Source organism: Brevibacillus parabrevis, assembly GCF_022701015.1.
Classification (GTDB): Bacteria; Bacillota; Bacilli; order Brevibacillales; family Brevibacillaceae; genus Brevibacillus; species Brevibacillus parabrevis.
The window spans coordinates 5,343,466-5,357,811 of record NZ_CP064090.1; the positions used below are offsets into that span (position 1 = coordinate 5,343,466).

Annotated in this window: 13 protein-coding genes; 6 read left to right on the forward strand and 7 right to left on the reverse strand. The window is 53.4% G+C overall.

All coding sequences use genetic code 11. The features are described from left to right. The first annotated feature begins 207 nt into the window (after positions 1-207). Entirely contained in the window at positions 208-726 is a 519-nt protein-coding gene (locus tag IRJ17_RS24575) for a DUF3231 family protein (protein WP_122963108.1), read from the forward strand. Between the two features lie 185 nt (positions 727-911). Here the strand turns inward: IRJ17_RS24575 and IRJ17_RS24580 are convergent, their stop codons facing one another. Together IRJ17_RS24580 and IRJ17_RS24585 are read right to left on the reverse strand one after the other, a co-directional pair. Continuing rightward, complete coding sequence (locus tag IRJ17_RS24580) at positions 912-1,985, reverse strand: branched-chain amino acid aminotransferase (protein ID WP_122963107.1); 1,074 nt, start codon at positions 1,983-1,985, stop codon at positions 912-914. 127 nt (positions 1,986-2,112) lie between these two features. Continuing rightward, complete coding sequence (locus tag IRJ17_RS24585) at positions 2,113-2,556, reverse strand: aminotransferase class I/II-fold pyridoxal phosphate-dependent enzyme (protein ID WP_242772154.1); 444 nt, start codon at positions 2,554-2,556, stop codon at positions 2,113-2,115. A 513-nt stretch (positions 2,557-3,069) separates the two neighbouring features. Between IRJ17_RS24585 and IRJ17_RS24590 the strand changes: the two genes are divergently transcribed. Next, positions 3,070-3,276 carry a hypothetical protein gene (locus IRJ17_RS24590; RefSeq protein ID WP_122963105.1) on the forward strand — a complete coding sequence of 69 codons (207 nt, stop codon included), beginning with the start codon at positions 3,070-3,072 and terminating at the stop codon, positions 3,274-3,276. 54 nt (positions 3,277-3,330) lie between these two features. Continuing rightward, positions 3,331-4,095, forward strand: a complete 765-nt coding sequence (locus IRJ17_RS24595; protein ID WP_122963104.1) for an SDR family oxidoreductase — start codon at positions 3,331-3,333, stop codon at positions 4,093-4,095. A gap of 95 nt (positions 4,096-4,190) precedes the next feature. On the opposite strand, the gene IRJ17_RS24600 is transcribed toward IRJ17_RS24595, so the two are convergent. Continuing rightward, a complete protein-coding gene (locus IRJ17_RS24600) occupies positions 4,191-5,660 on the reverse strand; it encodes an amidohydrolase family protein (protein WP_173598364.1) in 1,470 nt (489 codons plus the stop codon). A gap of 308 nt (positions 5,661-5,968) precedes the next feature. On the opposite strand from IRJ17_RS24600, the gene IRJ17_RS24605 reads away from it, so the two are divergent. Beyond that, the gene (locus IRJ17_RS24605) at positions 5,969-7,213 is read left to right on the forward strand and encodes an amidohydrolase family protein (RefSeq protein WP_242772157.1); all 1,245 of its coding nucleotides are present in this window, start codon (positions 5,969-5,971) and stop codon (positions 7,211-7,213) included. Between the two features lie 321 nt (positions 7,214-7,534). On the opposite strand, the gene IRJ17_RS24610 is transcribed toward IRJ17_RS24605, so the two are convergent. Then, entirely contained in the window at positions 7,535-8,224 is a 690-nt protein-coding gene (locus tag IRJ17_RS24610; protein ID WP_242772160.1) for a hypothetical protein, read from the reverse strand. Between the two features lie 301 nt (positions 8,225-8,525). Between IRJ17_RS24610 and IRJ17_RS24615 the strand changes: the two genes are divergently transcribed. Then, on the forward strand, positions 8,526-9,200 hold the full coding sequence (locus IRJ17_RS24615; RefSeq protein ID WP_242772162.1) for an MBL fold metallo-hydrolase: 675 nt from the start codon (positions 8,526-8,528) through the stop codon (positions 9,198-9,200). 246 nt (positions 9,201-9,446) lie between these two features. Here the strand turns inward: IRJ17_RS24615 and IRJ17_RS24620 are convergent, their stop codons facing one another. The 3 genes from IRJ17_RS24620 to IRJ17_RS24630 all read right to left on the reverse strand — a co-directional run bounded on the left by IRJ17_RS24620 (position 9,447) and on the right by IRJ17_RS24630 (position 13,252). Then, positions 9,447-10,667: an amidohydrolase family protein gene (locus tag IRJ17_RS24620; RefSeq protein ID WP_242772164.1), complete on the reverse strand. Its 1,221-nt coding sequence runs from the start codon at positions 10,665-10,667 to the stop codon at positions 9,447-9,449. 110 nt (positions 10,668-10,777) lie between these two features. Beyond that, entirely contained in the window at positions 10,778-12,001 is a 1,224-nt protein-coding gene (locus IRJ17_RS24625) for an amidohydrolase (protein WP_242772166.1), read from the reverse strand. A gap of 6 nt (positions 12,002-12,007) precedes the next feature. Further along, positions 12,008-13,252: an amidohydrolase gene (locus IRJ17_RS24630; protein WP_173596192.1), complete on the reverse strand. Its 1,245-nt coding sequence runs from the start codon at positions 13,250-13,252 to the stop codon at positions 12,008-12,010. Positions 13,253-13,436: 184 nt separating this feature from the next. On the opposite strand from IRJ17_RS24630, the gene IRJ17_RS24635 reads away from it, so the two are divergent. Further along, positions 13,437-14,336: an ABC transporter permease gene (locus tag IRJ17_RS24635; protein WP_242772168.1), complete on the forward strand. Its 900-nt coding sequence runs from the start codon at positions 13,437-13,439 to the stop codon at positions 14,334-14,336. Positions 14,337-14,346: the final 10 nt, after the last annotated feature.

Sequence of the window (14,346 nt, forward strand, 5' to 3'; positions counted from 1 at the left end):
CTAATTTTCTTACTATTAATCTTTGCACGATCTTTACTTTCTTTTTCACTATCTTTACCTTGTTGTTTTTGAATGTTAAAAAAATCTCTACAAGGCGAGTGCCTACATTTTCCACGGTGAATTTGCCGTGCATGGCGAATCTTATCAATGGGCGGAAGATCATTCGAGTGCCGCCGTCAGATGAACGGCATCAGAAGGAGGACAGGCATGGGGATTTTTGGTGACAATTCCAAACAAGAGCCGCTGCATTATGGCGAAGTGTTTGGCGTCTGGGTTTATTTGGCGACGACAAAAGCTCTGCTCGCTGGTTATCAGACAGCGATGAATCATGCTGGCGATACGGATTTGAAGGACTTTCTCGAAGATATCATGCAAACGATGAAAAAGGAAATTGACCAGTTGGAGGATGTACTTAAAATAAACGGCGTCGCCTTGCCGCCTTCCCCTCCCGATCGGCCACTGGCTGATCGGAGCAGCATTCCGGTCGGAGCCAGGCTCAACGACTCCGAGATTGCCCTGGGAATTGCCCGGGATATTGCCGGAGGCTTGCTGACATGCAGCCAGGTCATGAGCCAGTCGCTGCGCGAGGATATCGGCTTGATGTTTGCCGAGTTCCACTTTGCGAAAGCGCACTCCGGTTTTCGTCTGCAACGCATCCTCAAGGAAAAGGGCTGGCTGATTTCCCCACCCCTGCACATGCACGCGCCAGAGCTTGCGCACGTCTAGCCTGTTGTTGTGAATAAGCACTGTCACTGGGTGGGCAGTGCTTATTTGCACGTTCGGTCATTTTTGATTACATTGAGGGAAGCAACTTGGCAAATCTCGCTGGCGTAGCGCCATAAAAAAGCATGCCCCCGCTCGTCGAGACGAGGAAGGCATGCTTTGCAGCTTGTCGCATTGTCGTTATGAAATTACTCGCTGACTTCTACAGACCAGCCGAACTTGTCTTCTTTTTCGCCATACTGGATTCCGGTCATTGTTTCGTACAGTTTGGTGGTCAACGGGCCTGTTTTTTCGCCGTTGAGAATCATTTGGTGGCCGTTCCAGTTCAGGTCGCCGACTGGCGAGATGACCGCTGCCGTGCCTGTTCCAAACGCTTCTTCCAGTTGCCCTTTTGTGTACGCCTCGTACAATTCTTCGACGGAAATCCGCTTTTCTACTACCGGGATGCCCCAGTCTTTCAGCAGGTGGATCGTCGAATCACGGGTGATTCCCTCCAAAATGCTGCCGTTCAAAGCAGGGGTCCACACTTCTTCGCCCACTTTGAAAAATACGTTCATGCTGCCGACTTCTTCAATGTATTTATTTTCTACGCCATCCAGCCAAAGCACTTGCTCGTAGCCTTTTTCCTTGGCTTCCGCCTGTGCTTTCAGAGCGCCTGCGTAGTTCCCCGCTACTTTGGCATTGCCTGTACCGCCGCGGACAGCGCGAACGTATTTGTTTTCTACGTAAATTTTCACTGGCTCCATACCATTTGCATAGTAAGCGCCAACCGGAGACAGAACGATGATCAGCTTGTACGTGTGCGATGGACGCACGCCGAAACATGGCTCCGTAGCGATCACAAATGGACGGATGTACAGCGACATGCCGCTCTCTGCCGGAATCCATTCTTTTTCAAGCGCTACCAGCTGTTTCAGCGCATCGACCATAAATTCCCCGTCCACTTGCGGCATGCTCATCCGCTCCAGGGACCGATTCATCCGCTTGAAGTTTTGCTCCGGACGGAACAGAAGCACCTTGCCTGCTTTGTTGCGGTATGCTTTCATTCCTTCAAAAATCGCTTGTCCGTAGTGGAGTACCATCGCAGCCGGATCGAGCGTCAGCGGAGCGTGCGGAACGATTTGCGGATCGTGCCAGCCTTTTCCTTCCGTGTAATCCATCGTGAACATATGGTCGGTAAAATGCACGCCGAACCCCAGCTTGTCGAGTGCTGGCTTCTCTTTTTTCTGTTCTGTTCGGACAATCGTTAGCTGACACTCCATCTTCTACATCTCCCTTGATTATTAAAATCCTGCATTTCTGAAATAAGCTTTATATATTTAAAATATCAACTATTTCGAATGATTGCCAGCTTAACTTTCCTTTTGCCAGAAACGGCTAACAGGAAAGTTACTCTATCATCGGGGAAAGTGCAGCATAAACCTCTTCCATCTCCGCTTCCGTTCCGACTGTGATGCGCAACATGTCCGCAAGGCGCGGCAGTTGATCATAGCGCACGTAAATTCCTTGCTCCATCAGCTTTTCATACAGCTCGCGCGCAGACTGTCCTTCTGCCTTCGCTGGTGGCTGGCACAAAATGAAATTCGTCTGCGCTGGGACGACGCTGAAACCGAGCGATTCAAGCTGCTTGGAAAAAACCGCCCGCGTCCGCTTGATCCTGCCTGTCGTCTCTTGCATATAGCTTTGATCGCGCAACGCCGCAAGCGCGAGATGGCGTGCGATCGCAGATTCAGGCGGATCGCTTTTGTTCCCGCCGAGGGCATCGCGCCTTCCACATAGCCGGGCATCTTTTCGATATGAGGCAAAATCATCGTCATTGCTTCTCTCCTCCATGTCGCGTGCGACTTTCTCATCCCTGCTTCCGATTCGCTTTGCAAAGATGTTATGATGTAGAATATCCTTAATTTTACAAAGAAGAAATATCCAGTTTTCTGCTTTTTCCAGTGCCAGGAACGAAAGGAATGGAAGTCGACATGCTCCACCGGACGCGTCGTGTACGTCGGAACGTTTTCCAGAGTGTTGTGCCCCTCTATTCGGCTCAGCTATCTCGTTCTGCCTCCCGCACTGCTCGACCGCTTCCTGACGAAAAGCAACAGCTACGATCAGTACGCTTCGCCCATTTTCCAGAAAACGTTGTACCTGTTCATGGAGTCGGGTGATTTTCATCGGCATGTGCGAGCGAACAGCGAAGTGATTGACTATTCCCAAAAAAGGCAGTATTCATCGGCGCAAGAAAAATGGACTGCATTTTGCAAAACAGCGCTCTGGTTGTGCTCACGCATCCCATCAAAGATTGGACTTTTACATGGAACGAAAAGAAGGTAGTAAAGTGGGGTGATTTTTATCATGAATGAATATATTATCATCGCGATCCCGCTTTTGCTGGGAATCGTCGGCTTCGTTTGCCTGCTCCTCGGTTTGTTTGGTTACCATCCGAAAAAAATTCGCATACACCTCACCATTTCCGGGATTTGCTTTTTCTTGCTGTTCGCCTATCTCATCATCGGGTATATTTACTTGGCTCCGCCATCGTTGTTGCTGAACTTGTTTTGATTACCCGTGGGCAAAACGCAAATGATCCATTATCGCTGAGGAGGTTTCGTGCCTATGAGTAGAAAAGTCGCCATCGTCACAGGAGCAAGTCGGCTGAACGGTATTGGTGCTGCCATATGCAGAGCGTTGGCTGCACAAGGGATTGATCTGTTTTTCACGTATTGGACAGCGTACGACAAGACAATGGACTGGGGGATACAAGACGATGAGCCAGCGCAACTGCGCGAACAGTTGACCCGCTATGGAGTACAGTGCGCGTGCAGCGAAATCGATTTGTCCAAGCCTGACTCGTGGTCGCATGTCCTCGATGAAGCCAGCTCGCAGGTTGGCGCTCCCTGTATTCTCGTCAACAACGCTTGCCATTCCACTTCCGACAATTATCAGTCGCTTTCGGCTGCCAGTCTGGACGCTCATTACGCGCTCAACGTTCGCGCGCCGATCATGCTCAGCGCCGAATTTGCCCGTCGATTCTCCCAGCCTGGCAACGGCCGGATTATTCACCTGACTTCCGGGCAATCGAAAGGTCCCATGCCTGGTGAAATCGCCTATGCCGCGACAAAAGGGGCGCTGGATGCGTTCACGATTACTTTTGCCGCAGAAGTCGCTCCGCTCGGAATTACCGTCAACGCAGTCAATCCCGGCCCTACAGATACCGGATGGATGTCAAAAGAGCTGGTGCCGTTCCTCTTGGAGCGCAGCCCCATGGGCAGGATCGGCCAACCGGAAGATGCGGCACGTCTGGTCGCTTTTTTGGCAAGCGAGGAAGCGGGATGGATTACCGGACAAATCATTCATTCGGAAGGAGGATTTTTGCGTTGAGCTGCCACTGTTGCGTGTGTTGCGCGCAAAATAAAAGCACAATCCGCTATACAACAGCAGATTGTGCTTTTTGGATTGGCTTTTAGTGTAGAGCGTTACGGTTTGTTGACGATGCGAAACGACGGGGTGAACAGTTCTTTTTCCCCAAGCTGCTGATAGTCTCTCTCCACATAGCCGAGGCGCATTTTGTCAAAATAGCGTTGGCCGCGCTCCTTGATTTCCGCAAGATCAACGCCTGGCAGCACGCGGTCTTTCATTACGGTGCGTCCTGCGATGATCGACAGCTTCACATCGCGCCCGGAGCCGCACATGATCAGGGTGCGAATCGGATCGTCAACGGTTCCCATGTGGAATCCGTCCAGGTCGATCGCGATGATGTCGGCTTGCGCTCCCGGAGCGAGTCTGCCGAGATCGTCCCTTCCGAGGAAGCGGGCACCGCCCAGTGTTGCCGCGCGGAAAATATCCGCGTAGCTGGAGTCTGCCACATCGCGCTCCTGCAAGCGGGAAAGCATGCTGGCCGTGCGAATGTTTTGGATGAAGTCTGGCGGGAACGTGTCCGTCCCGATCGCGATATTAATGCCGCGACGCTTGTAGCGGGCAAAAGATTCCAGCGCGGAGCCGTGGCGTCCGATGACGAGCGGGCAATGAATGACCGTTGTTCCCGTTTCTTGCAGGATGGCCAGATCGTCGCCTTCCCCGATCGTCGCTTCGCTGTAGCCAGGGATGAAATGCGCGTGCGGAATCGCCGTCCTTTTGCCCAGGAACCCGATTTCGTTGAGGTACTGGATGGGCGACATGCCATGGCGACGATGAATTTCCGTGTACTCGTAGCTTCCTTGCGCCGCATGCAGGCGGATCGGGCAACCCAGCTCATCGCTGTAGCGTTTCGTCAGAACCAGATTTTCCGGCGTTTGCGTCTCGATCCGCTCCGGCGCGAGCATGCCGCGGATCAGGCCGTTGTGGGCGCCGTCAAAGTCTTTGACGAACTGGACAGCCCGCTCAAGCCCTGCCCGTCCTTCCGCTTCGTTCCACAGCACTTCAATCTCGCCATTTGCCTTGACGACGCGCATTCCCGACTGGTAGCTCGGCCCCATGTACATGCGCAGTCCCAGACGTCCTGCATGCTCCGCTGCCGCTGCCAGTTCCTCGTACGTCTCTGCCCAGCGCTTGTAAAAGACAGAGGTGATCGGCATCGCCGTCGTCACGCCGTTCAAGATCAGTTGGCTGTAGGCGTACAACGATTTGAACGCCTCTTCCTCCGGCGTCATGACCTCGTGGTAGCCTTTGTTGTAGTACGCTTCCGACCAGAGCAAATTTTTGTTTCGCTGCGCCGACACTTCCAGATGCACGATGTCGTGGTCAATATCGCCAAGCGCGTTCAGATCGATGAACCCCGGGCTGATCACGGCATTGCCCAAGTCGGTCACTTCGTCCACTTCTCCGTCATACGCATGTCCTACATACAAAATCGTCTCACCTTCGTAGACGACTTCCCCGTCTTTGATGATGATGTGGTCTTCTCCGTCGTACCCGATGACATACTTGGCTGTCAGTTTCTTTTTCATGCTGTTCCTCCCCCTTGCTTCCATATTCGTGCTCACACTCTCCACTATCTATCTTTGTATCCTTTGCCAGTATAAGAAATATTCTGTCAAGTTTGTTTCAATTGCTTTACATGTATTTGCACAATCTTTACTACTTTTCAAAAAACGGCAAGAATTTCGCCAATAAGTAAAAATCATGCAAAAACTCGTAAAGAAGCTGCAAATCTTTATTCAAAATATTCCTTACAATTAATAGAGAGCAATGAAGCTAGGCTGGGCTTTTTTCAACGATCCTCTTACTATTTTTCATGCGAAAGGGCTGATTTTTTGTGAGTCAAGCATACTCATACTGGCTAACCAACGTTCGTCTCGATAGCGGATTTGAAACCGGAGAGGATGGGGTAGTCCACACACGCTCGGAAATTTGCCACCTGAAAATTCAGGACGGGGTGATTAACGAGATCATTTCCGCGACCAAGCCACTCGACACAACGCTTCCGCAGCAGGACGCCAACGGACTGCTTGCGCTCCCGTCGTTCGTGGAAAAGCACAACCATCTGGACAAAACGTATGCAGGCGCTACATGGAAGTCGTGTCTCCCTCCGAAAAAGCTGATTGATCGCCTGGAGTTCGAAGCGACAGAAATGCCGCTGATGACCGGAACCACGCAAAAGCGGGCCGAAGCGATGTTGCAGCTTTTGCTGAACGGCGGCGCCACACATGTACGGACGCACGTCAATATTGACCCGTACATCGGCCTGAAAAACTTGGAGGGCGTACGGGCCGCACTGGAAGCGTACAGCGACCGGATGACCTACGAGATTGTCGCTTTTCCGCAGCAAGGGCTGTTGCGCACACAAGCAAGCTCCTTGATGAGACAGGCGATGAAAGAAGGCGCTACGCTCGTCGGCGGATTGGACCCGGCTGGCATCGATAACGAGCTGGAAGGTTCGCTGCGGGAGATGATGGACATTGCCGTGGAAGCTGACGCCGATGTCGATATCCACCTGCACGATCCGGGCACGCTCGGCTTTTATACGATCAAGCGCATTCTCGACCTGACAGAAGAAGCAGGCTGGCAAAACCGGATGGCGATCAGCCACGCCTTTGCTCTCGGTGATGTATCTGTCGAGGAAAGCACAGAAATGGCGGAGCGCTTGTCCCGATTGGGCACGATGATCATGACGACCGTGCCGATCAACCGAGCGATGCCTCCCGTACCGATTCTGCACGAAAAAGGCGTGCGCGTAGCTCTTGGCTATGACGGTTTCTACGATTCGTGGTCGCCGTACGGAACGGGCGACATGCTGGAGAAGCTGAATCGCCTCGTGGAGCGCTATCGCTGGGTGGACGAGCGCTCGCTGGTGCAATCGCTCTTTTTCATCACAGGCGGCAAAACGACGCTCGACCGCGCTGGCAACCGCGCATGGCCCAAAGCTGGTGACGAAGCGAACATCGTTTTTGCCGAAGCTTCCTGCTCCGCCGAAGCCATCGCCAGAAGATCGCGCCGGGCTGCTGTCATGTTCAAAGGGAAAGTCGTGCATGGGGCGTTGGAGAGACGAGGGGAAAACTAGTGCCAGGCGCCACGTCTGGAAGGAGAACGCGGCCAAGGTGGGAGCTGGCAAGCATCGAGATGAGCTGGCTGCAGCGGCGGGAGGAACGAGGAGCGCGGGTGTGATCAGCAAGTCTGGCCAGAGCGCCCGGCGCGACGCGTGGAAGCAGAACGCAGCCAAGGTGGGGAGCTGGCAAGCATCCGTCTCCCCTGATTTCGTATCTGTTTTTCATTTGGCATGCCGCCCCTTTTCGTAGTGTATGTGGATACATCCGTAATCGGATGGCAGTTGTGACATTAAAGAAAGAAAAAAGAGGCAGCTTTCGCTACCTCCCCCCTTACACTATTGCTTTTCCCACTTATCGTTTTCCAGTACAAATTCCGTAACCGTGCTTTCCCCGTCTGCTGATTGCTTCAGTACATACAAACTTTCACGGGATTCATGGAGGTAAATTTGTGGGCGTGTATCACCAATCGAAATCTTAGTCACGGCGTTGACCTCTTTAAAGAGGTCTTTGTCCAAATTGAAAACTACCTCTTTGTCGACTACAGTGTATTCTGACAAGTCTATTCCAGTATCGTCAGCAATTTCATTGGCGCTTTGTACGAGTAGATTCTCGTATTCTTTGGCTTCATGTGGATCTTCCTTAACGAGCGTCCAATCAATCGGATTATACACGGCCGTATCCGAGGACATTTTGAAGTCACTTATTGGTCCAGCGCCTAAACTTTCAGTATGCTCGCTCTCAACCTTGTATCTAATTTTCGGCTCATGACTGGAAGTATAAGCACCTGACGTCCGAACTCTATCCTCTACTTCGTCTACGAGCACGACTCCTTTGTACAAAGTATACACTTTAGCGTTCGCATTATTATTAAGCGTCTTAGCGGAAAACTTTACTTTGTAGCTACTTGTGGTTGAGCTACTGATGTCGACAGATGAAGTCGCAGACGTGATGTCGGCTGAAGCACTATTCGCAAACAATAACAATGAGCCAAGACCAGCAATAGCGAATACAGATCTCTTTATCATTCTTATGCACCGCTTCCTATTTTTGGTAGATTCGGGCACTATACTATATTACTTTTATTTATTTTTCAATATTTTTATATGTGAAATAAATAAAAAACAAGGAAATTTTCCCTATCCGACGAAGAGGCAAGCCACCTCCCGACTGTTGAGTGTGTACAGTCGGGAGCTTTTTTCTTGTGCCACACGATACAACCAGGTCAAGGGCAGCAAGCCAAATCATCCGGTAAAGATTGACAACGGCAAAACCAACGTAATATTATATATTTACGTAAAAATGTAATTTTACGAAAGGTTGATGACGATGACAATGGCGACGGAGATTTCACCGGGGGTTTACATGCTTTCGCTCGATTTTCACGGGAATATCGTTCACCCCATGCTTCTGCGCGAGGGAGAAATGAGCGTTTTGATAGACACAGGCTTTCCCGGGCAAATAAAAGATTTGCGCGCAGCCATGGACGCGGCAGGAGTGCCGCTCGCCCAGCTGCAAGCCGTGATTTTGACGCATCAGGACATGGACCATATCGGCTGTCTGCCTGAGATTTTGCAGGAATGCGGTTCACGTGTGAAAATTTACGCGCACGCGCTGGATCAGCCGTACATTCAAGGGGAGTTGCCGCTGTTAAAAGACAGCCACCTGGAACATCCCCCTAAAGGCAGAGTAGATCATACGGTAAGTGACGGTCAGGAGCTGCCTTTTTGCGGCGGGATTCGCGTCATTCATACGCCCGGACATACTCCCGGCCATATCAGCCTGTATGTAAAAAAGAGCAAGACGCTCATTGCCGGAGATTCGCTGTACAGTGTAGACGGGATGATCGGCGGCATTCATGCCCCGACGACACCAGATATGGACGCAGCCCGGTGCTCGCTGAAAAAGTATGCAGACCTCGACCTGGAAGCCGTCGTCTGCTATCACGGGGGCGTATGCAAAGGAAACGTCCGTGAGCAAATCGTGAAGCTTGGCCAGGAATGATCGCGCGCTGTCTGTCGTCTCAGGCGTTGATTTCATAGGAAGAACGGGCTGTTTCACGAACGCATTAGCAAACAAGCATGGCTCCATACGCCAAAAAAGAGGCAAAACCGCAAGCGGTCTGCCTCTTTTTTTCTGTGAAAACATCTCGACGTTTTTCGTGAAATAGGATGTGACCGCTTGCAGTCAACAAAACGGCCATGAATGTTTTGCTGCAAATGGTACGTAACGTTTCAAGTACCTGTCAGCTTACAGCGCCCCGGACACCACATTGCCACGGAACACGACAGCCTGGCGCTTCGCTCGGCGCGCCACCGCTTCTGCCGCAGAGGAAGCGTGCAACAACACCATGTCTGCTTCGTCTCCTACATTCGGCCATTGGCGGTTGCCCTCTTTGTCGAGCGGCGTTTTGCCGCCTGTGATAAAGCCCAGCGCCTGAGACAAGGAACGCTCATCCTGCATGCGGAAGCGCTCCGCCAATCGTCCTGCCTTCTCCAGACTGTCTCCCTGGCCGAACGGCGACCAGTGATCGGTAATGCTGTCGTCGCCGAGCATGACTTTGACGCCTTTGTCGCGCAAAAGTGGAATCGGAATAGTCGCCTTGTTGACAGGAACCGTAGAAGTGATCGAGATGCCGAGTGCGGCGAGCATCTCGGCTACGTCTCCCGCTTCCTCCAGGCTGACGTCAGCCAAAGCGATGGCGTGGCTGATCGTGACGCGGCCTTGCCAGCCTGCCTCTTCGGTCATTTTCGCCAGACGCTTGAACGTGAAAATGCCGAGATGGTCAGGATCGTGCAAGTGAACGTCGATCGGAGCATCCGCTTCTACCGCCAGTTCAAAAATCGTCGCCAGCGACTTCTCGATGTTTTGATCGACAGTCGCCGGATCGACGCCGCCGACGTAGGTCGCGCCCATTTTCAGCGCCTGGCGAATGTTCTCCACCTGGTTGCTGCGCAAAAGCCCTTGTTGCGGGAAAGCAACGACCTCATATTCCAACTTGCCGCTGAACGTTTCCATGGCAGCAAGTGTCGCCTCCAAGTTTTTCAGGCCGATATACGGGTCGATGTTGCAATGGCTGCGAATTTTCGTCGAACCGGCGGACAAAAGCAGTTCCAGCATCTTTTCCGCGCGCTCCTGCGCCGTCGGCAACAGCTTGGGCATCAGTCGGCTCTCTTCTTCCAGACGCTCCAAAATGCTTTTGACCGGAGTGACCGCTTTCCACGGGCCGCCGTAGTACGTCTTGTCGATATGGATGTGCATGTCCTGAAACGACGGTACAGCCAACAAGCCGTTCGCATCTTTGACAGGCAGTCCGCTCGCCCCCGCCTCGTCGCCATAGGCGATTTGGGCAATCCGGCCGTCCTCGATCAAAAGGTGCGCCAGCTCTGTGTCGGTTGCGACTATTTTGCCATTTTCTGTCCGGTATCCACGCTCCAGGCGAACGTTCGTAATCCAATAGGCTGTAGACATGTATTCATAACATCCTTTCCAGATGGGATTTGTAAAAAACCGCTGTCACCGCGCAAGGCTTGCCGCCGATCGTTGGCTTCTTCGCCACATGTCGCGCCGCCTGTTGCCTGTTACCATTCGCCCGCTACCCTGTTGCCCTGAAACAGCACCACTCTGCGCTTCGCCCGCCTTGCCACCGCTTCTGCCGAAGAAGCGGCTTCCACTGCCATCAGGCTTGCCTCATCCCCTACCAGCGGCCACAGACGATTGCCCGCATCGTCCAGCGGAATGCGCCCCTCTGTCACGAAGCCGAGGGCCACTCCCAGCGACCGCTCATTCGTCAGGCGAAAACGTTCCGCGAGTCGGCCTGCTTTTTCCAGCAAATCTCCGCTTCCGAACGGCGTCCAGTTGTCTGTCAGGCTGTCGTTGCCGAGCATGACGGCGACGCCTGCTTTGTGCAACAGCGGAATCGGAATCGTCGGGCGGTTGATCGGAACCGTCGATGCGATCGAGATGCCGAGCGTTGCCAGCTGCTGCGCTACCTCTCTCGCCTCCTCCAGCGACACATCTCCCAGCCCGAGCGCGTGACTGATCGTGACACGCCCTTGCCACCCTGCCTCTTCCGTCATCGCTGCGATCCGCTTGATCGTGAAAAGTCCGAGGTGCCCAGGGTCGTGCAGATGCAAGTCGATGTCGGCATCTGCTTCCACAGCCAGCTCCATGATCGTTTGCAGCGAGCGTTCGATATCCTGGTCGACGCCGCCGGGATCGACGCCGCCTACATGCGTCGCTCCTTGGCGCAGCGCCTCTCGCACCGTCTCGCGTGCTTGCGTGCGCAGCATGCCGTAGTGCGGGAAGGCGACAATCTCATGCGACACTTTGTCTGTAAAAGTTTCGAAAGCCCGCAGCATGCTCTCCAAAAAGCCGTGGCCGACAGTCGGGTCGACGTGACAATGCGTGCGCACGTGCGTAACGCCCGTTTCCACCAAAAGCGACAAAATGCTCTCCGCTCCCGCCTGTGCCTGCTGCAAGTACATCGGCAGCAACGTGCGATCCTCCGCGTGCCGTTCAAACAAGTTTTTCACCGGAGTCGTCGCTTTCCACGGCCCGCCGTAATACGTTTTTTCCAAGTGGATGTGCTTTTCCGCCATCGCAGGCAAAATCAACAGACCCTTCGCATCCTTTTTTGGCACTCCGTCCTCCAAAATTTCGCTGGACGGAACGATTCGGGTGATTTTCCCGTTCTCGATAAGCAAATCGCACAGCTCGGTACGCGTTCCTGTGACAACTCCCTGATCCCACTCATACCCGCACTCCAGGCGAGCGTTAATTATCCAGTACGGAGATGCCTTCATCTGCGATCATCCCTTCGTTGTGGTCGCTTCTTCCACTTGTCCGGCGACCTGGCTTCCTTTGAAAAAGACCGCCTGGCGATCTGCCCGCCGCGCGATTGCTTCAGCCGAGCACGACGCTTCCACCAGAACGAGGCTCGCTTCTTCTCCGACAGCAGGCCACAGCTGCGTGCCATTCGCATCCAAAGTCGTTTTCCCGCCCGTAATGAAGCGAAGCGACTGGGACAAAGCCAGCTCGTCCAGCCAACGGTTGCGCTCCGCCAAGCGCCACAAGCGCTCCAGCACGTCGCCGTTGCCGTACGGCTGCCACGTATCAAAAATGTTGTCGCAGCCAAGCGCCACGTCCACTCCGTTTTGATGCAGCAATGACACAGGCGGGATCGCCCGGCTGAACGGAACGCTGGAAATAATCGTAATGCCCGCTTCCCGCAAGATCGTCGCCATCTCTTCTGCTTCCGGCACGGGAATGTCCCCGAGCGCAAAAGCGTGGCTGATCGCTACGCGGCCTTGCCACCCGGCGTCTACCGTCATGGCTGCAAGCCTTTTCATCGTAAACGTTCCCAAATGTCCCGGGTCGTGCAAATGCAAATCAACCCCGGCGTTCGCCTCGACAGCCAGCTCCATCATCTGGTGCAGCGACTGTTCGAGATCGCCGTCTACCGTTGCCGGGTCTACTCCGCCGACATGTGTCGCGCCCTGGCGCAGCGCCTCACGCAACAGCGGCTGCGCATCCGTCCGCAAAAGTCCGTGCTGCGGGAACGCCACGATCTCATGAGTTACCCGATTCGCATAAGTAGCCAGCGCTGCCTGCACCGATTCCAGATTAGAGATGCCCGCTTCCGGATAAATGTCGACGTGTGTGCGCACGTGTGTGGAACCGTAGGAAAGCAGCACGGACAGCAGGTTTTCCGCCCGCTCCTGCGTAGTCGTCGGCAAGGCTGGCAATGCCCGCTTTTCAATCTCGCAGCGCTCGATAATGTTCGCTACCGGAATGACAGCCCGCCACGGCTCGCCCAAGAGTGTCTTGTCCAGATGCACATGTTTTTCAATGAAGGACGGCAACGCCAAAAGCCCTTTGGCGTCTTTTTGCGGCAAATCGTCCGCAAGCGTCTCCGTCGCCTGTGCAATACGTGCAAATTTTCCGTCTTTTATCAAGATGTGAAACAAGGATGCATCCGTTCCAGCGACGACTCCGTTTTCCCTGCGATAGCCCGTCTCCAAACGAACATTGGTCAGCCAATAGGCAGTGCCCATCCATCATCCATCCTCTCTGGGAAATGTGTATCTATGCCTTCCCTACCCATTATCTAGGAAGGGACGAGCGTTGATTTGCACAATCTTTACGTCTATTTTCACTATTTTTACGACTTGTTCAAATTGCCTTTACTTCATACATTTTTCTGATAACTTTGACGTAAGCAAAGGAGGGGGTCACATCATGAAGGTTGAGTTCGCACCAACCAATCAAGCTCTTCCGTCAAAAGCTGCGGCAGCACGCCCAGGCAGATGGCGGACTTTTTACCGGAAATTGCGCAAAAACAAATTGGCGATGGTAGGCGGGTTTATCGTCTTGTTCTACATCGCAATCGCCCTGTTGGCACCAGTTATCGCTCCGCACGATCCTTACGCGATTGATCTGGTGAACAAGCTCAAGCCGCCATCCGCTGATCACTGGATGGGTACGGACGACAAAGGTCGGGATGTGCTCAGTCGTCTCCTCTACGGAACACGTCTTTCCATGTCTGTCGGATTCGTCGCTGTTTTTATCGGCGCTTTCTTCGGAATTATTCTCGGTCTGTTGTCCGGCTACTACGGCAAATGGGTCGACACGATCATCTCCCGTGTCATTGATGTTCTGCTTGCGTTCCCGGGCATCCTGCTCTCGCTGGCTATCGTCAGCGCCCTGGGTCCCAACTTGTTCAACGTCATGGTCGCTGTCGGGGTCTTCTCGATTCCGGTGTTTGCCCGGATCGTCCGCGGTTCTACCTTGACGGTGAAAAAGCTGGAATACATCGACGCGATTCGCTCGCTCGGCGCCAACGACTTCACGATCATTTTCAAGCACATTTTCCCAAATATTTTGTCTCCTATTATCGTGCAAGCAACGATGCGTCTCGCGACAGCGATTTTGTCCGCTGCCGGTCTGTCGTTCCTTGGGCTCGGCGCACAGCCTCCCCTGCCGGAATGGGGCGCCATGCTGAGCAACGGACGCGACTTTTTGTTCACCGCTCCTTATTTGGCCATGTTCCCTGGCCTGGCGATTTCTACGCTCGTACTCGGCTTCAACATTTTCGGAGACGGCCTGCGGGACGCTCTGGACCCAAGAATGAAACAATAGGAGGGAAGGC